Source organism: Planctomycetota bacterium (assembly GCA_035574235.1).
Lineage (GTDB): Bacteria > Planctomycetota > MHYJ01 > MHYJ01 > JACPRB01 > DATLZA01.
The window spans coordinates 1-20,122 of the sequence record DATLZA010000160.1 but is presented as its reverse complement, the minus strand read 5'-3'; the positions used below and the strand labels follow the sequence as shown (position 1 = coordinate 20,122).

Genomic DNA, 20,122 nt, shown 5'->3' with positions numbered 1-20,122 from the left:
GGGGGGGGGGGGGGGGGGGGGGGGGGGGGGGGGGGGGGGGGGGCGGAAGTGGAAATGGCTCAGCCGAATGGACCCAGCACGGCCATGACGCGCAACGGGCGGGCTACGCCCCCGACAGCGTGCCCGTGCCCTGGCGGTGGGCGTGGTCCTGGAATGGGCCGAATGCGTCGGGCGGAATTTCGAGCGGGAAAACGTCCCTGCCCCGAAACGTGCAGCCCGTGACCGGGGGTGGCCGGGTCTACCTCGCCCGGGGCGCGGCGGGGATCGTCGCCCTGGCCGAAACCGACGGATCGGTGGTTTGGACGGCGGATCCCGGCGGCGATGCGGTTTCCACCCCGGCCTACGATCCGGAGACGGGTTCGCTTTATGCGGCCTGCACGGACGGCCGTCTCTATCGCCTGGACTCCTCGAACGGCTCCGTTCTGGGAAGCTTCAATGCGTCGGCGGGCGTTTCGCTGGCGCCGTGTCTCGCCGGAGACACGGTGTACGTCTCCGCCGGGAACCGCGTGTACGCGCTCGATAAAGCGAGCCTGGCGGCGCGGTGGTCCTACGAGGCCGATTCGCGGGTGGACACGCCGCCCGCCTACTCGCCGTCGCGGGGGCGGCTGTTCGTGGTCAGCCAGGATCTTTACGTCCATGCGATCGACGCCTCCTCGGGCAACCGGGCGTGGCGGGTGAAGCCCACGCCGCGGAGCGGCGGCGATCCCGGCGACAACGGCAAGGGGCTCGCGGAAGCGCTCTGGGGGTGGCCGGTCGTCTCCGAAGCGCACGGCTACGCGCTCGTCCGATATCGGCTGGACTGGCAGACGCTGTGGACGTGGAGCCCGTGGCCCACGACCAATGCGGATATTCGCCGGAATCTGACCGGTCGGCCCGAGGAGCAGTGTCTCTACGCGCTCGATCTGGACGACGGCACGGTGCCCTTCATCTGCAACCTCGGCCACGGAGGCTGGGGCGACGGCGGCTACATGCCCATGGGGCCCATGCCCGCGCTCAAGAAGCTGCCCGGAGGCGGCGAGGTGGTCTGGACCGTGATCCGCGGGGATCAGACCCAGAATACGGACGGCCGGTGGGATTCCTATCTGGGGGAGATGGTTCTGGACGGAGCGACCGTTTCGGGGGTCGCCGCCGGGGAAGTCCGCTGGATGGACAGCCGGAACGGATCGTTTTTCCCGACCGACGAGCAGGCGTTCGTGACGGCGGCGGGGGACCACATCCTGGCCGGGCACTGGATGATGGGCTTCGCTCGAAGCGTGACCGATCGCTCGTCCTCCCGGGGGAGTTACTCGGATCCGATCCGGACGGAAAGTCTTCCTCAGATCGTGACGTCCACGCGGAGCGTTCCCTTCAGCGCGAGCCATTATTCGAGCGGGCCGCTCAGCCAGGACGGCGACGCGCGGACGATCCCTTTCGGCTTCTACATCTACTGGGGTCAGGGTACGGTCTACGACTCCTACTGGAGCTCCTACTCCTGCTGGGTGGTCAGCAACGGCCGGATGTACTACCGAAGCTGCGACGGCGCCGTCGTGTGCCTGGAATCCGGGGATCCCACCGCGCGCGCCGGACGCCGGGTCGTGTCCGAACCGGCTTTGTCCCGGCGGCCGGATCCCCCGCGTCCCGCCGGCCGGGTGCTCCGTCCTGAAGAGGCGGCCGCGTTCGCGGGAACGGAGGCCGCCGTCGAGGGGACGGTCCGTTACGTCTTCAACAACGGCAAGACCGTGCTTCTCGGGTTTCAACATCCTCATCAGGGGGCTTTCAAAGTCCAGATTCCCCATTCCGCCTGGGAGCGCTTCGGCCCCGAGTTCGGCCGCCGGTGGGGGCGGAACCGGGAGACGCTTGTCCGCGAAGGTCTGCAGGTGCGGGTCCGCGGTCGGATCGGATGGTATCAGGGAGACCCGGCGATTTATCTGGAACGGCCCGGAGACCTGACGGTCATCGACCCCTTCTCCGTGAAGGTCCGTGAGGGACCGAGGGTTCCGTGATGGAAGCGATTTTTCTTCTGGTCCTGGCGGCCCAGGAATGGACCCAGGACGGCCACGACGCGCAGCGGACGGGATACTCGCCGGAAGAGCCCGTGCCTCCGTGGACTCCGGCCTGGACGTGGAACGGCCCGGACGCGCAGGGAGGGACAGGCGGCCACTTCTACCATCAGCCTCAGGCGCACGTTCCGTGGGAGGCGCGCACCTGCACGGGAGGGCGGCACGTCTACGTCCCGGCGGGGAGCCGCGGGCTGTACGCCCTGCGGAAGACCGACGGAGGCGTCGGATGGAGGTTCGACGGCGCTTCGTTTCAGACGACGCCCGCCTACGATCCGGCCGGAGCGGCGGTGTTCGCGGGAGCGGAGTCGGGAGTGCTCTACAAGTTCCGCGCTTCCGACGGCGGGATCCTCGGGACGTACGACGCCGGCGGGAAGATCGTCAAGCCGGTGCTCTGGGCGGGCGGGGCGGCGTATGTGCTGACCGAGCGGGGGGAGCTTCACAAAGTCGACGGGGCGACGATGACCCGCGCGTGGGTTTATTCGGCGGGTTCGGCGCCCCAGACGCTCGCGGCGTATTCGGGTTCGCGGAAGCTGGCGATTTTCGCGACGGCGGATCTTTACGTGCACGCCGTGCGCGAGACGGACGGCGCGCGCGCATGGCGGGTGAAGCCCACGACGCTTTCGCCGGGAACCCACGTGGAATTCACGGGCGGCTGGCCCGTCGTGGCGGACGGCCGAGGGATCGTGTTCGTCCGCATGCTGGTGGGGGACATCAACGGCACGCTCTGGACGGGAGGCGGTCCCGGGGGCAAGTGGCCGCGGACGAACGCGGACATCCGCCGGCGGCTGGTGGAGAACCCCCAGTACAGGAATCTCTTCGCGCTCGGTCTGGACGACGGTCGCGAGGCGTTCGTCCCCGCGGTCGGCCCCTCGGGGGTCGAAGATCTTCTTTCCGACGGCTCGCCGCGCCTGCGGGTGCACAACTTTCCGGTCGTGCGCCGGGTGGGCGACCGGGAGCTGGCCTACGTCCTCTGGCGCAACGGCGACACGCGGGATCCCAACTGGGACGGCCGGTGGGATTCCCACCTCGGCGAGATGGTGCTGGACGCCGAAACCGTGTCCGGCTATCAGGCGGGCGATCTGCGGTTCGTGCAGTTCGAGGAGCACGGCTTCATGGTGAGGATCACGGACGAAGCCTGCCCCCTGACGATGGCGGGGGACACGATCTTTCATGCTCACTGGGGAGCCTCGGAGGCCGCCCGGATCACGGAGCGTTCGGCCGCGCGGGGGGCCACGCGGGCCGATCCGATCCGCACCACGCGCCATCCGGTCGTGCTCCGGAGGATTCAGGCCAACGGCTCCTACGATCCGCAGACGCACTGGACGACGGGATCGCTCACGCTCTATGGGGATCCGCGGACGTGGCCCGGGCCGGGCTGGTGGGTCTACTGGAACACGCTGGATCCTCCGACGCCGGCGCGGAACGCGTACAGCGAGGGGATCCTGCCGCGCTACACGTACGTGTCGGACGGGCTGGTGGTCGTGGAGGGGAACGGCGGCGATCTCATGGTTTTCCGTCACAGCGGGACGGCCATGCCCTCGCCGGAGGGGCCGCCCCCGCCGGCGCCGCCGGGGCCGCCGGGGTCCGGCTCGGGGGCCGCGTCCCCGGATTCGGAAGACGAGTCGGACCGGTGCGGCTGCGGTTTCATCCGAAGCCGGACGGAACGGCTGTGCTTTCTGGGGGCGGTCGGAGCGGCCGCGCTTCTTTGGGGATTCGGAAGGGGCGGCGGTTTCGGGCTCTGGAGCGCTCCGGGAAAGTAACGGCGCCGCCGTGCGTCAGGGTTCTCCGAGCGTTACGTAAGAGAGATGAGCGCGCGGCCGATTTCCCGGAGGACCTTTCTGGCCGCCGGCGCGGCCGCGGGGGCCGCGGCGGGATGCGCGGGCCCGGCGGAGTCCCGCGCGCGGCGAGGCATGGCGGCCACCAGCCAGAAGTTCGCGTCCGAGGCCGCCGTCCGGGTCCTCCGCGAGGGAGGCTCCGCCGCCGACGCCGCCGTGGCCGCCGCCGCGGTGCTCAACGTGACCGAGCCCATGTCCACCGGCCTCGGCGGCGACATGTTCGCCCTCTACTACGAGGCCGCCCCGGGGAAGGTCACGGCGCTCAACGGATCGGGCCGCGCGCCCGCGGCGCTCACGCTGGAGCGCCTCCGCCGCGAAGGCCTCGTGCCCCTTCCGGCGCACCACGCCGCCACCGTGACCGTCCCGGGAGCCTGCGCGGGCTGGTGCGACCTTCTGGCCCGCTACGGCCGCCTGCCCCGGGCGCGCGTCCTCGAGCCGGCGATCCGGTGGGCGGAGGAAGGCTTCCCCGTGGCCCCCTGGACCGCCCACGCGTGGCAGGGCGCCGCCGCCTTTATGGCCCGCTCGCCCGGCGGCCGCGAGCTTCTCCTTCCGGACGGGCGCGCTCCGGCGGCCGGCGAAACCTTCCGCAACCCCGGACTCGCCCGGACCCTGCGGGCGGTCGCCGCCGGAGGCAAGGAGGCGTTCTATCGCGGCGAGATCGCCCGCGCGATCGCCCGGGCGGTCCGCGCGGCGGGCGGCTTTCTGAGTCCCGAGGATCTCGCCGAACACGAATCCACCTGGGAGGAGCCCCTTCGCACGACGTATCGCGGCCTGACCGTCTGGGAATGCCCGCCCAACGGGCAGGGGATCGTGGCGCTGATCGCGCTCAATCTTCTCGAAGGCTTCGATCTGCGCGGCCAGGATCCTCTCGGGACGGAACGCACGCACCTCCTGATCGAAGCGCTGCGCATGGCCTTCGCCGACGCGCGCGCCTACGTGGCCGATCCCGCCGTCGAGAAGGTGCCCTCCGCGGAGCTCCTTTCGAAGGATTACGCGGCGCGGCGCCGGCGGCTCATCGATCCCCGGCGCGCCGCCCCGGAGGTCGCCCCGGGCGCGCCCGGAGCGGGTTCCGACACGGTGTACTTCTGCGTCGTGGACGGGGACGGGAACGCCTGTTCCTTCATCAACTCGATCTACATGGGGTTCGGCACGGGCATCGTTCCGAACGGATGGGGGTTCGCCCTCCAGAACCGGGGCCACTGTTTCACGCTGCGTCCCGGGCACCCCAACGCGCCGGCGCCGCGCAAGCGGCCTTACCATACGATCATTCCCGGCATGTTGACCCGCCCGGACGGCTCGCTCTACGCGCCCTTCGGCGTCATGGGGGGCTTCATGCAGCCCCAGGGGCACGTCCAGGTGGTCGTGGGCCTCGTGGACGACGGCCTGGATCCTCAGCCCGCCCTGGATCGGCCGCGCTTCATGGTCGATCCGGACGGCGGCCCCAGCCGCGTGCGTCTGGAGGCCGGCTTTCACGACGCCGCGGCGGCCGCCCTTGCGGAGCGCGGCCATGAAGTGACCGCGGTGGGAATCTCCGGCTTCGCGCGCGCCGTCTTCGGCCGCGGCCAGGTGATCCGGCGGGATCCGGACGGGACGCTTGTCGGAGGCAGCGACCCGCGCGCCGACGGGGGAGTGCAGGCGACATGAATCCGGAAAACTTTCGCGACGCCTTGGCGGGGGAGTTCCGCCGCCGGGTGCTCGAGGAGTCTCTTTCGCGCATCGGGCGCTGTCTGGACGAACTCACCGACGAGGACCTCTGGCTCCGTCCGAACGAGGCGAGCAACAGCGTCGGGAACCTGCTTCTTCATCTGGCCGGCAACGTGCGGCAGTGGATCGTGTCGGGGCTGGGCGGAGCTCCGGACCGGCGCGACCGGCCCGCGGAGTTCGCGGCTCGAGGGCCCGTTCCCAGGGCGGACCTCCGGCGGGATCTGGAGACGGCCGTCCGCCGGGCCGTGGAGGTCGTCGAGCGCCTGCCGGCGGCGGCGCTTTTCGAACCGCGCACCGTGCAGGGCTTCACGGAGACCGGTCTGTCGATTCTGGTTCACGTCATCGAACACTTCTCCTACCACACGGGGCAGATCGTCTACTTCACCAAGGCGCGCAAGGCGATCGATCTGGGCTTCTACCGCGGCGTGGATCTGACGCGCCGCAACTCCGGGCCCCCCGCGCCTCCGCCGCGCGCATAACGGCGGGCGGTCGCGTGTCTCTCCCTACGGGGAAGCGATCCCTCGTGGGGGAAGGAGGAGTCATGCGGCCCGAACGCGCCTGGAGGGCGGCGGCCCTCGCGGTCCTTGCGGCGGCGATCCCCGCCTGCCACGACGACGATGACGGCGGGGACGGCTTCGGCGTTCTCGAGGAACCGGTCACCGTCCGATCGATTCTGTCCGGAGCTCAGGAGAACCCGCCGGTCGCCACCGGCGGCCGGGGCGCCGCCTCCGTGACGGTGCGGCCCGGCGGGGCGGCGATGGCCTTCACCCTCGAGGTCTCCGCGCTCAGCAACATCACGGCCGCGCACATCCACGCCGGGACCCCCGGAGTCAACGGACCAATCCTCTTCACCCTCTCGCCCGGTCCGTTCGCCGGTTCCCTCTCGGGCACGCTCGCCGCTTCCGACCTCGGCGCGACCTCCGGAATGACCTTTGCGCAGGCCGTTCAGGCGATTCGCGAGGGGCGCACCTACGTGAACGTCCACACGACGCAACACCCCGACGGCGAGATTCGCGGCCATCTCGGGCCGGCCGTGTTCCAGGCGACGCTGTCGGGTTCCGAGGAAGTGCCCCCCGTTTCCACGGGGGCGACCGGCCTGGCGACCGTGACCCTGAACGGGGAACAAACGGAGTTGGCCGTGACGCTCGAATTTTCGGGGCTGGGCAGCTCCCCCGCGGCGGCTCATATCCATGTCGGCGCGCGGGGAGCCAACGGGCCGATCGTCTTCACCCTGGCGACCGCGCCGCTGAGCAGCCCCGTCCGCCGCACGCTGACCGCGGCCGACCTCGAGCCCCGGCCCGCGCAGGGGATCCGGTCCTTCGAGGACGCCGTGGACGCGATCCTGAGCGGGAACGCCTACGTGAACGTGCACTCGGCGTCGAATCCGGGCGGGGAGATCCGAGGGCAGCTCGCGCCGCGATGAGGAGGCGCGCTCACGGAAGCTCGGCCAGCCGGACCTCCGCGCCCCCGCGGCTCTTGGAGACGTCGGCCGCCTCCATGAAGGCGAGCACCTCGAGCATCTCCTCCACCGGGACCGGAGGGCGGCCGGTCCTGAAGAAGGCCACGATCTCGCGCACGAGGTTCCGGTAGCTGTCCTGAATCTCGGGGACGTCGACCGCCGCGCCGGCTTTGCGGGCCTCGCGCGCCCAGGCGGCCACCGCCTGGGGCGAAAGGGTGGAGCGCACCGCCTTCTCGCCGAAGACCGTGGCTCCGAATCCCGAGTGCCCCTTGCGGAGGCCCCGGAAGGTGCCGACACGCCCGTCCTTCCAGCGGCCGACGACGAAATCGGCCTCCGGCGTTTCGACGCGCCGGACGCTTTCGCATCCGGGTCCGAGCACCGAGAAGAGGATCTCCACGCCGTGCACCCCGTACCAGAAGAGGTCCGGGTGGTGGGGTTCCCGCGAGGCGGGGGAGAAGGCGTCGCAGCCCAGGATCTTTCCGAGAGCGGGGTCGGTCCGGGTGCGCGCCACGGAATCCGCGAAGCGGAGGGAGGAGGCCGAGAAGAACGGCGTATTGCTTTCCCGCGCCAGCCGCGCGATCTCCCGCGCGTCCCGCAGGCTGCCGGCGAGCGGCTTGTCGATGAACAGGCGCTTCCCCGCCGCGAAGACGGCCCGCGCCTGCTCGAGGTGGGGCCGGCCGTCCACGCTCATGATCAGGACGGCATCCACCTTCCGGCAGAGCGCTTCGATCGAGTCCACGATTTCGACCCCGAATTTCTCCTGGAGCTGGCGGGTGAAGTTGTCCACGCGGGTGCGGCTGGCTTCGACGTCGGGACTGCCGCCCTTGAAGCCGCAGACGACGCGCGCCCCGGGGACGTGATGGGGATTCTTGGGGTCGTTGAGGAGCTGGGTGAAGGCGATCACGTGGGAAGTGTCCAGCCCGATCATCCCCAGCCGGAGCGGCGGCTCCGCCTCCTGGGCGGCCCCGCCCGCCGCCAGAAGGCCCAGAAGAACGATCCCCGCGGAGGTTTTTCTCAGATTCATGGTCACACCTTCTCCGGCACCACGAAGGGTTTGCGGTACTCGCGGGTGAGGAGGCGATCGGCCTCCTCGCAGCCCTTAAAAGTCTCGGAGACCGGATCGAAGTCGAGCATCCGGCCCACGAAGAACTCCGTTTCCTCGCCCACGCCGTTGTCGCGCAGATGCGCGCGCATCCGCCGGTAGGCCTCCTGTCCCGAGGCGATTTCCCGGAAGGGCGCCTCTTCGGAAAGTTTGCGCCGCTCCCCGAGCCGGTACGAGATGTTGCCCAGGTGGCACAGGGCGCTCGAGAGGTGGCCGTCGATCACGTCGGCCGTGGGGCTTTCTTTCTTCCCGCCGCGGACGGCGTCCACGAACACCCGGAAATGATTGCCCCCTTTGCCGTCGTCCTCCGCCTCGATCGGAATCTTCGCGCCGTCGAGGTCGAAGGCCGTGGTTCCGGCGAGATAGCCTTTCTCGCAGTGAAAGATATTGCCGATCCGCTGGCCCATGAAGGGGTCGGTGTCCAGGCCCCGGACTTCGAAGACGATTTCGGCGTCTCCGTAATCGTACCAGCAGACCTGGGTGTTGGCGGTTTCGGCCTGATCCTTGTAACCGAGCCGTCCGCCGACGCTGAGGACCCGCCGCGGAAGCTCGGTTTTCCCGAGGCCCCAGAGGGCGATGTCCATTTGATGAACCCCCTGGTTGCCGAGGTCGCCGTTGCCGTAGTCCCAGAACCAGTGCCAATTATAGTGAAAGCGATTCGGGTTGAACGGACGTTCCGGAGCGGGTCCGAGCCAGAGGTCGTAATCGACGCCGGGAGGCGCCGGGCCGTCGGGTTTGAAGCCGATGGACGGACGGCGCTTGTAGCACAAGCCGCGGGCGGTCTTCACGGCGCCGAGCTTTCCCGAACGCAGGAAGGCGATCGCGCGGCGCCAGCGGCCTTCCGAGCGGCTTTGGGTTCCATGCTGGACGACGACGCCGTACTTGCGGGCCGCTTCGACGAGTTTGCGGCCTTCCCAGACGTTGTGGCTGAGGGGTTTTTCAACGTAGACGTGTTTTCCGGCCTGGGCCGCCGTCAGCGAGATGAGCGTGTGCGTGTGGTTGCAGGTCGCCACCGAGATGGCGTCGATCGATGGGTCCTCGCAGAGTTTTCGGTAGTCCTTGTAGAAGGCGGGTTTTCGGCCGCCGGCCTCCTCGGCCCGCTTCATGGCCCCGGCGATCACGTTCTCGTCGACGTCGCAGAGGGCGGCGATCTGGACGTCCTTCATGGCCGCGAAGGCGCTGACGTGGCCGCCTCCCCGGCCCCGGACGCCCACGACGGCGACGCGGAGCAGGTCGTTGGGACCGGCGCGGCGGCCGCCGGGGGAAGCGGAAAGGGGAAGGGGAGCGGCGGCGGAGGCCGCGGCGGCCCAAAGGGTGCGTTCGAGGAACTCGCGGCGATTGAGGCGGGGCATGGCAGGTTTCCTCCGCAAAGGGTCGATCTTCTAATGGTACGCGCCCGGCAGACGCGACGGGGCGCGGATCTCCCGTCAAAGAGGCCGCCCGTGACGGCCGGACTGCCAGATTGGCACGGGCTTCCGGGCCTCGGCGCGAACGGATCCAATAAATTCTTCCTTGGCACGTATTTAGGGATGACGTCCATCGTACGTTCGGCAAGGAACTTGCTTAGCGGACCATGTTCTACGGTTCCCGTCACGGGAGGATGATGCAGGGGGGTTCCTCGATGAGTTCTTCGAACGCGGTGCGCAGGGGATGGGGCGCGATCGGGGCGGCGGTCCTTTGCCTGGCGGCGGGGGCGGGGGCGGCTCAGGAGTCCGCCAAGCCGGAACGGGAGGTGAGCCTGGCGTTCGAGTTTCCGCGCGTGGAGGTGGAGCCGTCCTCGAGCGTGAGCCTGGATCTCGTGGTCAAGAACAACGGCCGCAGGGACGAGACGCTTCTTCTGGAGCTGGCGGAGGCGCCCGCGGATCTGGTCAGCCGGATCGAGGATTTCGGGCGGGCGGTGGGAGGGCTTTTCGTGGCCTCCGGCGAGAAGCGCACGCTGAAGGTGACGCTCAAACCCAAGCCGGCCAAGGATAAGAAGGAGGAGGAGAAGGACCGGAAGGCGAACGTCCCCCCGGGCAAGTACGCGGTGGTCGTGCGCGCTTCCACGGAGGACAAGAAGATCGACGTCAAGGCCCGCGGGGAGATCACCGTCCGGTCGCCGTCGGACGAGGGGGGCGGGGCCAAGGACCCCGTGGAGATTTCGTGTTCGTATCCGAACCTGCGGGGGGCCAATGACGGCGACTTCCGCTTCTCGGTCAACATCCACAACAACACGGAGGTCGAGGACATGGCGGCCCTGCGGGCGGAGGCGCCGGCGGGGTGGGAGGTGTCGTTCAAGCCGTCCTACGAGAACCGCTATATCGGCTCGCTCAAGGTTGAGGCCAATCTCAGCAAATCCGTGGACGTGGAGGTGAAGCCCGCGCCGGGAAGCGCCGTGGGGAAGTACCCGATTACGGTGTACGCCAAGCTTTCCCGCAAGGAGATGGAGGCCAAGCGGGAGCTGACCGTCGAGCTGACGGGGACCTATCGGCTGGAGCTTCGGACGGTCAAGGGGCTGCTGTCGCTGACGGGGCGGGGCGGGCAGGAGTCGAATCTCTCGATTTACGTCGTCAACACGGGGACCGCGGCGCTCAGCGGCATCAAATTCGACTCTTTCAAGCCGGAGAACTGGAAGGTGACGTTCAAGCCGGAGCGGCTGGAGTCGGTGGCCCCCGGCAAGATGGAGCAGGTCGAGGTGATCATCACCCCGCACAAAGACGCCCTGGTGGGGGACTATTCGGTGCAGGTGTCCGCCCGGGCGGAGCGGGGGCAGGATGATCTCGAGCTGCGCGTGACGGTGAAGCCCTCGACGGCGTGGGCGTGGGTGGGGGTGGGCATCATCATCGCGGTGATCGCCGGTCTGAGCGCGCTCTTCAAGGTGTTCGGCCGCCGCTAGCTCGAGGGTTTCGGCGCATGTCCGAAGAGACGGTCGTCCGCACGGAGTATCTGACGCGGGCCTACGGGGACAAGGTGGCCGTGGACGGGCTCAACCTGCGGCTCGCGCGGGGCGAGATTTACGGCTTCCTGGGCCCCAACGGGGCGGGGAAGACCACGACGATCCTGATGCTTCTCGGGCTCACGGAGCCCACGGCGGGTCGGGCGGAGGTGCTGGGCCTGGATCCGTTCCGGCAGCCGCTCGAGGTGAAGCGCCGGGTGAGCTACCTGCCCGAGAACCTGGGTTTCTACCGCGACCTGACGGGCCGGGAGAATCTGCGTTACCTGGCGCGGCTGAACGGCCTGGACGGTCCGGCGGCGGAACGCGGGATCCAGGAGGCTCTGGAGCGCGTGGAGCTGGCCGAGGCGGCCGACCGGACCGTGGCCACCTACTCGCGCGGCATGCGCCAGCGGCTGGGTCTGGCCGGAGTGCTCGTCAAGAAGCCCGAAGTCATGATTCTCGACGAGCCGACTCTGGGACTGGACCCCCAGGGAACCAAGGCGATCCTCGATCTCATCCGGTCGCTGCGGGTCGAGCAGAAGATCACGGTCCTGCTCTGCTCCCACCAGCTCCACCAGGTACAGGAGATCTGCGACCGGGTGGGAATCATGAATCAGGGGAAGCTCGTGGCGGAGGGGACGCTCCAGGAGCTCTCGAGCCAGGGGCTGGCGGCGGAAGGCGGACGGCGCATGACCCTCGAGGAGATCTACATGCGGTACTTCCGGGAGGCCTGACGTGGGCACCGTGTGGCGCAAGGAACTGGCCGACGCGCTCAACTCGACGCGCTTTCTCATCCTCTTCTGCCTCATCGTCGGAGTCGCCCTCCTCATTACGAACTCGGTGAGCCTCAACATTCGCGCCGAGATCGATCGCGGGGCGAAGGACCCGCACGTCTTCCTCTACCTCTTCGTCACGCGGGGCGAGTTCTTCTCCCTGGTCCAGTTCATCGCATTCTTCGGGCCGCTCATGGGCATCGTGCTCGGCTTCGACGCGATCAACCGCGAACGCAACGAGGGCACCCTCGCGATGCTTCTCGGGCAGCCCATTCACCGCGACTCCATCCTGGTCGGGAAGTTCCTGGCGGGCCTGACCGTCTGCGCGCTCTTGGTGGCGAGCCTGTCCCTTCTCATTTCGGGCATGGGCATGCTCGTGATCGGCGTGGTGCCCACGGCGGAGCAGGTGGCCCGGCTGGCGATCTACGCGGTGCTGAGCGTGCTCTACCTGGGTTTCTGGCTGGGCCTGGCGATTCTCGCGTCGGTCCTTTTCCGGTCGGTGGGAACGTCCGCGCTGGCGGCGATCGCGTGCTGGATTCTGGTGGCCTTCCTGGTGTCCCTGGCGGCCAACCTCGTGGCCGGGGCCCTCTCGCCCATCGAGAACCCGCGGGATCCCGAGCAGGTGAGCCGCTTCGAAGAGACGGCCGCCTGGGTCGGACGGACGAGTCCGGTGACCCTGTACAGCGAGGCCTCTTCGATCCTTCTGGATCCGTACCGCAAGACGACCCGCACGATGGTCCTTGTGGGGCCCATGGAAGGGATCTCCATGACGCGGTTCAATAACCCTCTCGACGTCCTGGAATCGACGCTCGTGGTGGCCCCGCACCTCATCGGCATCGTCGCGCTCACGTTCCTCTGCTTCGCGGCGTCGTACGCCGTGTTCCTCCGGCAGGAGATCCGGTCGGTGTAGCCGCGCCGGACGCGGTATTTTCCTTCGGCACACGGGGCGGTTCGGGTATCCTCGTCCCGGACGGGAAGGCCGGCCTGTCGCCCGACAGGCGCCTCCCCGCCGGGAGGAACCATGGCCGATCGCGTCGTCGTCTGCGCCGGGACCCGCAAGGGGCTTTTCATCTTCGAGTCGGATCGCTCCCGTTCCCGATGGAGCGCGCGGGGCCCGCTGCTGAAGGGGTGGCAGATTTACCACGCCGGAGTGGACGTCCGCTCGACGCCCCGTCTCTACGCGGCCGCGGCGAACGACGCGTTCGGCACCACGGTCTTTCAGGGCGGGCTTTCCGGCAAGGACCTGAAGGGCGCCGAACGGCCGCCGGTGCCCCCCAAGCTTCTTCCCTCGCAACGCAAGTTCTTCAAGGAGTTCGGGATCGCCTCCACGCCGCGCGTGTGGCATGTGGAGCCGGGACACGCCTCCGAGCCGGAGGTCCTCTACGCGGGAACGGCCCCCGCGGGGCTCTTCCGGAGCGAGGACCGGGGACGTACGTGGGAGGAAGTCAAGGGCCTCACCCGGCACCCGACCCGTCCCTCCTGGACTCCGGGCGCGGGAGGCATGTGCCTCCACTCGATCCAGATCGATCCCGCCGATCGCCGCCGGATGTACGTGGCGATCTCGTCGGCCGGCGCGTTCCGCACCGAAGACGGCGGCAAAACCTGGCGCGTCATCAACGAGGGGCTGGCGCGGCTGCCGGGCGACCCCAAGGAGACGGCCGCGGGGTCCTGAGTTCACAAGCTGCTGCTCCACCCGGCGGCGCCGGGACGGCTCTTCCAGCAAAACCACTGGGGCGTCTACCGCAGCGACGACGGCGGAGACTCCTGGAAAAGGATCGACCGGGGCCTGCCGAGCGAATTCGGCTTCGGGCTCGCCCTGCACCCCCGGGATCCCGATCGGTGCTGGGTGACGCCTCTGGAACCTCAGGAAGGGACGTTCCGCGCCACCCCGGGGGCGCTCGTCGTGTACGCGCGCGACGGAAGCTCCTGGCGGCCCCTGCGCCGGGGGCTTCCGGCGGACAACGCTTATCTGGGCGTCCTGCGGGAGGGAATGGCCTCCGATCCGCTGCGGCCCTGCGGCGTTTACGTCGGGACGACGGCCGGCCAGCTTTTCGTCGGCGCCGACGAGGGGCGCTCCTGGAAGGCCGTCGCGTCTTACCTGCCCGGCATCCTTTCGGTCAGCGTCGCCGTCGTGTGACCATGGTCCGCAAGGCGCGCGTCACCGTCCGGTTCCCCGGCCTGGTCGCGCAGGCCACGGGCGTGAGCCGCGTCGAGGTCGAGGCCGCCACGCTGCGCGAGGCGATCGACGCGGCGCTGGCCGCATCGCCCGCCCTGAGGCATCACCTCTTCGAGCCGGACGGACGCTTCCGCCTCCACGTCCTGTGCCTGCATAACGGAACGGACGCACGGCGGCTGCCGTCGCTCGACGTGCCGGTGGCGGACGGAGATGTCGTCACGTTCGCCCAGGCCGTGTCGGGGGGCTGATCTTCCGGTTCACAGCCGGAAACTCGCCCCCAGGTGCACGCCGAAGTCGGGGCTGTTGTCGAAGGTGAAGAGATTTTCGAGCAGGCCGAGCTGGAGCGCCACGCCTCCGGTTTCGCCCCGCCAGCCGAGCGTCAGCTCGTGCGACGATCGCGAGAAAGGGCGGAAATCCTCGGCCACGCCCTGGCTGGCGAGATACTGGAGCACCAGGGACATGCCGTCCGAGAATCGCCATTCGATCGCCGCCAGGACGGCGAACGGCCGGGGCCGGAGCGCCATTCCGCGGAACGACTCGTCGCCGTATTCCGCCAGGCCGATGCCCAGGTAGACGTAGAACGCGCCCAGGCCCTTGGCCGCGGCGAGCGACAGCCCCGCGTCGATCGGCGGTCCGTCGAGGCCGGGATCGTGGCGCAGGTCCCCGCGCAGCGTCGCGGAGACGCATACGGCCGGCAGGACGTCCGTCCCCGGAAAGAGGTCCCGGCGGATCGATACGAGAATCGATTCCGAAAAGCTTCCGCGATCGTCGTCGCGGAGGGCCGCCTCCCGCCCTCCGAGCACGAACGCGAAGTCCCCGCGGGGACGGCCGTCCCGGCCGTCCTGGTCGAGCCCCGCCAGATCGTGGAATCCCTGGACCAAACCGTCCATCCGGCCGCCGAACCGGCTGCGGTGGGAGTATTCGAACTGAATCTGGAGGGTCTCGTCGATCGCGTAGCGGACGCCGATCGTGGACTGGAGCATCTCGTAGTCCAGGGCGTACTCGAATTCCTTGACCGCCCAGACGTTCACCCAGGTGCCCCCGAGGCTGAACTCGGCGTGACCCCGGGACAGGGGCGAGGGAGGCAGGGGAGGGAGGCCGAACCGGAGCGCCTGGAGGGGGGATTGGGACGGCAGCGTGAGCGGGCCGTAGCCCACGTTGGCGAAGCTCTCGGGCGGACGGGTCGCGGCGCGGGAGGGCTCGCGTCCGTCCGGGGCGCGCGGGGCGTCCGAACCCCGGCCGGCGGCGGCCGGGATGCAGGTTGCCAGGAGCACGGCCAGCGGCACCATGGACTCGATGCGCGGGAGAGGACGCTCCGGAAGGATGGATGGCCGGGGAGCGAGGATCTTACGCCGAATGTGAGGCGATGAAGAACGGCGTCACGGACGGGCGGGCGGAGGGTCTCTGAAAAGGACCGCCGCCCGCTCAGGCCGGCCGCGCTTCGAGGAGGGCGAACCGGGCCCGGCCGAGTTCCTTGGCCCGGTACATCGCGCGGTCCGCCTCGCGGAGCAGGTCCTCCGGCCGTTCGGGAGCGCGGGCGGCGGCGACTCCGATGCTGGCCGTGACCGTCACGGGCCCGCCTTCCAGCTCGAAGGGACGCTCGAATTCCATCCGCAGCCGCTCGGCCACCGGCACGGCGTCCTCGGGTCCGGAAACGTCCTCGAGCAGGACGGTGAATTCGTCCCCTCCCAGGCGGGCCACCGTGTCGCCGGGGCGCACGGCCCGCTCGAGGCGGCGCGCCGCCTCGACGAGCAGCCGGTCGCCCGCGGCGTGGCCGAGGCGGTCGTTGACGTCCTTGAACCGGTCGAGATCGACGAAGAGCACGGCGCAGCCGCGGGCGGGATCGCGGCGCGCGCGCCGGACGACCTGCGCGAGGCGGTCCAGGAAGAGCGTGCGGTTGGGCAGCGCCGTCAGCGGATCGTAGAGCGCCTGGCGCGCCAGGCGCTCCTCGAAGTCCTTGCGTTCGGTGATGTCCGTCTGGGAGCCTGCCATGCGCAGGACCTCCCCCCGCGCGTTCCGGACGGCCAGTCCGCGGCTGAGCATCCAGCGCCACGTCCCGTCGCGCGTGCGGATGCGGTATTCGCATTCGAAGTGGGGCACGTGACCCAGGACGTGGGAGGCGATGGCCGCCTGAAGGGGGGCGCGGTCCTCCTCGTGGACCCGCGAGAGCCATTCCTCGGGCGCGGCGCCGATCTCGTCCTCCGCGTAGCCGAGCATGGACTTCCAGCGGGGGGAGTAGTACACGCGGCCCGTGGCGACGTCCCAGTCCCAGAGGCCGTCCTTGGCGCCCCGCATCGCCAGGGCGTAGCGCTCCTCGCTCTCGCGGAGGCGCTCCTCGGAGCGCTCGAGCGCCCGGGCGTATCCCTTCACCCGGAGCTCCACGTACAGGGCGTACAGGAGGAAGAGGACGAAGCTGGCCACGGCCAGCCGCTCGGCCCCCGCCGCTTCGCGCAGCCCTTCCGGGCCGGTCCGCAGGGCGAAAAGGAGAATCAGCCCGACCTCCACGGCGAGCGCGCTCCAGAGAATGGCCGCGTGCTCCCTCCGGCGCGCCTTCCCCGACATCGTCCCTCCTTAGGAGTCCCGGCTCCCCCGGGGAGCGGGACCCGCGTCTGATGCATCAATTATACATCCCTCCGCGCCGCCGAAATACGTTGTCCGGCAGGCGTGTTATGAGGTATGGAGGTGCAGAGGAAGACATGTCGGGAAGAATCGTCCCCGCGGTTCTGGCGGCGGCCCTGGCCGCCTGCCGGCCGTCCGTTTCCCAGGAGGCGTCCATGACCCCCGCCGCAGGCTCCGCCCCCGCGCCCGCCCCGGCCGCCGCCGGAACGCTCCGGACGGCCACCTTCGCGCTGGGCTGATTCTGGGAGCCGGACTCCCGGTTCGGGATCGTGCCCGGCGTCGCCCGCACGGTCGTCGGCTACGCGGGCGGAACGCTCGAGAACCCCACCTACCGAAACCTGGGCGACCACGCCGAGTGCCTTCAGGTGGAATTCGATCCGGCGGTGGTTTCGTACGAGGAACTTCTGGATCTTTTCTGGAAGTCCCACAATCCGTGCGCGCGCCCGTGGCGGCGCCAGTACATGTCGGCGATCTTCGCCCACGACGAGGATCAGCTTCGTCGCGCCCTGGCCTCGCGGGACCGCGAGGAAGCCCGCCTGGGAAAAAAGATCCACACCGAGATCGCGCGGCTCCGCCGTTTCTATCCGGCCGAGGATTATCATCAGAAGTATTACCTGCGGAACGATGCCGAGCTTTTCGAGGCATGGCGCCGCGCCGAAGGGGGCGGGGAGGCGGAGTTGGTCCGCTCCACCCTGGCCGCCCGGCTCAACGGAATCGCCGGAGGAAACGGCGGCCTCGAGCTTCTGGAGGAAGAGCTCCGCCGCGCGAACGTGGAAGAAGACCGGCGCCGCGCCGTCCTTCAGGCCGCGCGCCGGCGTTGAGGTTCCCGGCGCGGTTCCTCAGTCCGCTCCGAAGACGCGCTCCAGGAGCCGCGCCAATTCCGGGTCGTAGGCGCGCAGGCGTTCGCGGGTCGCAATGGAGTTGTGCACTCCGTCCGGCGGATCGGCCGAACGGTTCCGGTCGAACCAGGACTGGGCTCCTTCGGCCCAGTATTCCTCCGGCGAGGTGGAGGCGTACGTTCCTTTCCACAATCCCTGCGAGCGCGCATGCTCGAACGCCCGCCGCAGCGCGTCTTCGAACGCCGGTTCCACGCTCCGGAGTCCCAGCGTGTGGATCGTGTGAGCGAACTCGTGCGTGAGGATGTCCTCGCCCCGATAAGGATCGCCGGCGAGCCCCAGGAGGTTCTCCTCCCCCGCGCTGGCCACGGGCCGCTCGCGCGTCGCGCCCAGCCCGCGCGTGCGCCGATTCCAGTCCGTGCCGGGAAAGGCCCCCGGCAGGTCGCCGTATTCCGGAAGATCCGTCGTCCGCTCCGACCGGCCGATCACCGCCACGCGGACGCCGTGGCGGACCAGGGCGTCGCGCAGGTCCGTCCGGCGGGCCAGAAGCAGAAGCACCCGGTCCCGCGCCTCCAGAAGAGCGCGATCCTCGACCCGTTCGGAAGCGACGACGGGGATGCCGTCCGCGTCCACGTACTTGCGGTAATAGGCCGCAAGACCCAGCCGGACCGGCGGCGGTCCCACACGCCGCGTCGGGAGGCGCTCGTGCAGCGCCTTCAGGGCCTCCAGGACGTCGGTCCGGGAGCCCACGACCACATAGGTCCGGAAGGGATAGTCTCCGGGGCGCACGCCGGCCGCCGAGCGGATCCGAAAGACGCAGTTCCATTTGACGACCCGTTGGGCCGCAAAACGGAAACGTCCGTAGCCGGCGTCTTCGAATCCTTCGGACGGCTGATCGGGCGAATAGACTCCCATCGCATGGCTCCCGGAGGGGGTCGCCAGCACCACGGGAAGGGATTGCTCGCCCGGACCGTCGGAGAGTTCGCGGAGCGCGCCTTGCGCGGGGTCGTAGGCCAGGAAATGGGAAAACTCGGCGGGCATGTAGCCGGTGACGGCCTCGAATTGCGCGAAGCGGTGCGACTCCCCCCGCGGCACCGTAAAGAGGACGCGGTATTCGAGGACGTGATCCAGCCCTCCCCACCCCAGGGTAATCCGTTTGGAGACGATGTGGTCCGAAAGGGCCGTGCGGTTCCGCGCCGGCCGACCCTCCGAGAACTCCCCCGGCCGCAGCCAGAACGCCATCCGGGTGCGGGTTTCCAGACGATCCGCTTCCGCTTTGAAGGAGAGCAGAACGCTCGTGCTCGTCGGCCCGGTCCCGTCGGCCCGGGAGCCCGCTTCGGTGGGGTTGTAGGTTTCCGCCCAAAAGTCGGGTCCTCCGTCTCCGAAGGAAGCCGCGGACTGGAGCTGGCGGCCGTGATCGAAACTGTCGATGAACTCCTTGCCGTTCCAGGTCAGAGAGTCGACCGCTCCGGCCAGCCGGGCCGTCGTTCGAAGCACGATCCAGGAGGGCCCGGCGCGGCGGCGGATTTCCGCCTCTCCGCGCGGAGATTCCTGCGACAGACCCGCGAGCGCCAGGGCGAGCAGCGCCGTTCCCACCTACGCTCCCTACGTCCGCGATCCGGCCCGCGTTGGAGATTGCAAAGCGCCTCGGTTTAGAATACCTTGGGCGGTGTCGGCCGGGGCGGCCTGGAGGGTGCCATCGAGACCGTCGAATCCATTCGCCTGATCTGCCCCACCTGCGCGGGGGAGACGGTTCTGGCCCGGTACGTGGAGGGACAGCGCTACGGCTGCCCGCGCTGCGGGGCCTCGCTGCTTTTCTCGAAGTTCGTCCTCCAGCAGGAGCTCGGCCGCGGCGGCTTCGGGGTGGTCTACAAAGCCTGGCAGGTGGACCTTCACCGCACCGTGGCGCTCAAGTTTCTCAACTCGGATTCGGAAGCTTCGACCGAACGCTTCATCCGCGAGGCCCGCATCGCCGCCCAGCTCGTCCATCCGAACATCGCCGCCCTCTACGACGTCGGCCGCCACGAGGGAAAGCTCTTCATCAGCATGCAGTATATCGACGGACAGACCGTCAACCGCCTGGAGCTCTCGCCCCGCGAGGCCGCCGCCGTGGTCCGCGACGCCGCGCTCGCCGTCGATTACGCCCACGCCCGCGGCATCGTCCACCGCGACCTCAAGCCCCACAACATCATGGTCGCCCACGAAAAAAGCGGCACGGTCCCCGCGGAGGCGGTGCGGCGCGTCTACGTCATGGACTTCGGACTGGCCCGCTCCGTGGTCCGCGATTCCTCCCTCACGGTCGAGGGACAGGTTCTCGGAACTCCCGCCTTCATGTCCCCCGAACAGGCCGAAGGGAAGCCCGTGGACGCCCGCAGCGACGTCTACTCCCTCGGCGCGACGCTCTATGCCCTGGCCGCGCGCCGCCCTCCCTTCGAGGGCGCCACGCCCGTGGAGCTTCTCATGAAAGTGGCCACGGGCTCTCCCCCGCCGCCCTCCCGGTTCAATCCCGAAATCGACAAGGATCTCGAGGCGATCATCCTCAAGGCGATGAGCGTGTACCCCGAGGACCGCTACCCGTCGGCCGGACGGCTCGCCTCGGATCTTTCGCTCTGGCTCGAGGGCCGGACGCCCGACGCCGGAGCCACGATCCGAGTCGCCTCCTCCG

Annotated in this window: 18 protein-coding genes and 1 pseudogene; 14 read left to right on the top strand and 5 right to left on the bottom strand. The window is 69.4% G+C overall.

What is annotated here, in order from left to right; all coding sequences use genetic code 11:
• Nucleotides 1–119 precede the first annotated feature (119 nt).
• The 5 genes from VNO22_15025 to VNO22_15005 all read left to right on the top strand — a co-directional run bounded on the left by VNO22_15025 (nucleotide 120) and on the right by VNO22_15005 (nucleotide 7,001).
• A complete protein-coding gene (locus VNO22_15025; protein ID HXG62680.1) occupies nucleotides 120–1,982 on the top strand; it encodes a PQQ-binding-like beta-propeller repeat protein in 1,863 nt (620 codons plus the stop codon).
• Nucleotides 1,982–3,799: a PQQ-binding-like beta-propeller repeat protein gene (locus tag VNO22_15020; protein HXG62679.1), complete on the top strand. Its 1,818-nt coding sequence runs from the start codon at nucleotides 1,982–1,984 to the stop codon at nucleotides 3,797–3,799. The genes VNO22_15025 and VNO22_15020 overlap by 1 nt, the downstream gene beginning before the upstream one ends.
• Before the next feature lie 45 nt (nucleotides 3,800–3,844).
• The gene (gene ggt / locus VNO22_15015) at nucleotides 3,845–5,518 is read left to right on the top strand and encodes a gamma-glutamyltransferase (GenBank protein ID HXG62678.1); all 1,674 of its coding nucleotides are present in this window, start codon (nucleotides 3,845–3,847) and stop codon (nucleotides 5,516–5,518) included.
• Nucleotides 5,515–6,057: a DinB family protein gene (locus VNO22_15010; protein HXG62677.1), complete on the top strand. Its 543-nt coding sequence runs from the start codon at nucleotides 5,515–5,517 to the stop codon at nucleotides 6,055–6,057. Before ggt ends, VNO22_15010 begins: the two co-directional genes overlap by 4 nt.
• Nucleotides 6,058–6,119: 62 nt before the next feature.
• A complete protein-coding gene (locus VNO22_15005; protein ID HXG62676.1) occupies nucleotides 6,120–7,001 on the top strand; it encodes a CHRD domain-containing protein in 882 nt (293 codons plus the stop codon).
• Between the two features lie 10 nt (nucleotides 7,002–7,011).
• On the opposite strand, the gene VNO22_15000 is transcribed toward VNO22_15005, so the two are convergent.
• Together VNO22_15000 and VNO22_14995 are read right to left on the bottom strand one after the other, a co-directional pair.
• Nucleotides 7,012–8,061 carry a Gfo/Idh/MocA family oxidoreductase gene (locus VNO22_15000; GenBank protein HXG62675.1) on the bottom strand — a complete coding sequence of 350 codons (1,050 nt, stop codon included), beginning with the start codon at nucleotides 8,059–8,061 and terminating at the stop codon, nucleotides 7,012–7,014.
• Between the two features lie 2 nt (nucleotides 8,062–8,063).
• The gene (locus VNO22_14995) at nucleotides 8,064–9,491 is read right to left on the bottom strand and encodes a Gfo/Idh/MocA family oxidoreductase (GenBank protein HXG62674.1); all 1,428 of its coding nucleotides are present in this window, start codon (nucleotides 9,489–9,491) and stop codon (nucleotides 8,064–8,066) included.
• Between the two features lie 269 nt (nucleotides 9,492–9,760).
• Between VNO22_14995 and VNO22_14990 the strand changes: the two genes are divergently transcribed.
• The 6 genes from VNO22_14990 to VNO22_14965 all read left to right on the top strand — a co-directional run bounded on the left by VNO22_14990 (nucleotide 9,761) and on the right by VNO22_14965 (nucleotide 14,250).
• The gene (locus tag VNO22_14990) at nucleotides 9,761–11,014 is read left to right on the top strand and encodes an NEW3 domain-containing protein (GenBank protein HXG62673.1); all 1,254 of its coding nucleotides are present in this window, start codon (nucleotides 9,761–9,763) and stop codon (nucleotides 11,012–11,014) included.
• A gap of 17 nt (nucleotides 11,015–11,031) precedes the next feature.
• Nucleotides 11,032–11,787: an ABC transporter ATP-binding protein gene (locus tag VNO22_14985; GenBank protein ID HXG62672.1), complete on the top strand. Its 756-nt coding sequence runs from the start codon at nucleotides 11,032–11,034 to the stop codon at nucleotides 11,785–11,787.
• 1 nt (nucleotide 11,788) lies between these two features.
• Nucleotides 11,789–12,736 (top strand): ABC transporter permease, encoded by a 948-nt coding sequence (locus tag VNO22_14980; protein HXG62671.1) that lies wholly within the window; start codon nucleotides 11,789–11,791, stop codon nucleotides 12,734–12,736.
• A 111-nt stretch (nucleotides 12,737–12,847) separates the two neighbouring features.
• Nucleotides 12,848–13,498, top strand: coding sequence for a hypothetical protein (locus VNO22_14975; protein HXG62670.1), 651 nt, complete (start codon nucleotides 12,848–12,850; stop codon nucleotides 13,496–13,498).
• Between the two features lie 174 nt (nucleotides 13,499–13,672).
• Entirely contained in the window at nucleotides 13,673–13,963 is a 291-nt protein-coding gene (locus VNO22_14970) for a hypothetical protein (GenBank protein ID HXG62669.1), read from the top strand.
• Between the two features lie 2 nt (nucleotides 13,964–13,965).
• Entirely contained in the window at nucleotides 13,966–14,250 is a 285-nt protein-coding gene (locus tag VNO22_14965) for a MoaD/ThiS family protein (GenBank protein ID HXG62668.1), read from the top strand.
• A 9-nt stretch (nucleotides 14,251–14,259) separates the two neighbouring features.
• Here VNO22_14965 and VNO22_14960 read toward each other — a convergent pair whose 3' ends face one another.
• Together VNO22_14960 and VNO22_14955 are read right to left on the bottom strand one after the other, a co-directional pair.
• Entirely contained in the window at nucleotides 14,260–15,291 is a 1,032-nt protein-coding gene (locus tag VNO22_14960) for a DUF3187 family protein (protein HXG62667.1), read from the bottom strand.
• Nucleotides 15,292–15,427: 136 nt separating this feature from the next.
• A complete protein-coding gene (locus VNO22_14955; GenBank protein HXG62666.1) occupies nucleotides 15,428–16,564 on the bottom strand; it encodes a sensor domain-containing diguanylate cyclase in 1,137 nt (378 codons plus the stop codon).
• 134 nt (nucleotides 16,565–16,698) lie between these two features.
• Between VNO22_14955 and VNO22_14950 the strand changes: the two genes are divergently transcribed.
• Both VNO22_14950 and msrA read left to right on the top strand, forming a co-directional pair.
• On the top strand, nucleotides 16,699–16,860 hold the full coding sequence (locus tag VNO22_14950; protein HXG62665.1) for a hypothetical protein: 162 nt from the start codon (nucleotides 16,699–16,701) through the stop codon (nucleotides 16,858–16,860).
• A 12-nt stretch (nucleotides 16,861–16,872) separates the two neighbouring features.
• Nucleotides 16,873–17,442, top strand: a pseudogene (gene msrA, locus VNO22_14945) (peptide-methionine (S)-S-oxide reductase MsrA).
• 18 nt (nucleotides 17,443–17,460) lie between these two features.
• Here msrA and VNO22_14940 read toward each other — a convergent pair.
• Nucleotides 17,461–19,053 (bottom strand): hypothetical protein, encoded by a 1,593-nt coding sequence (locus tag VNO22_14940; protein ID HXG62664.1) that lies wholly within the window; start codon nucleotides 19,051–19,053, stop codon nucleotides 17,461–17,463.
• Nucleotides 19,054–19,119: 66 nt separating this feature from the next.
• Between VNO22_14940 and VNO22_14935 the strand changes: the two genes are divergently transcribed.
• A partial coding sequence (locus VNO22_14935) for a serine/threonine-protein kinase (GenBank protein HXG62663.1) occupies nucleotides 19,120–20,122 on the top strand: 1,003 nt, incomplete at its 3' end.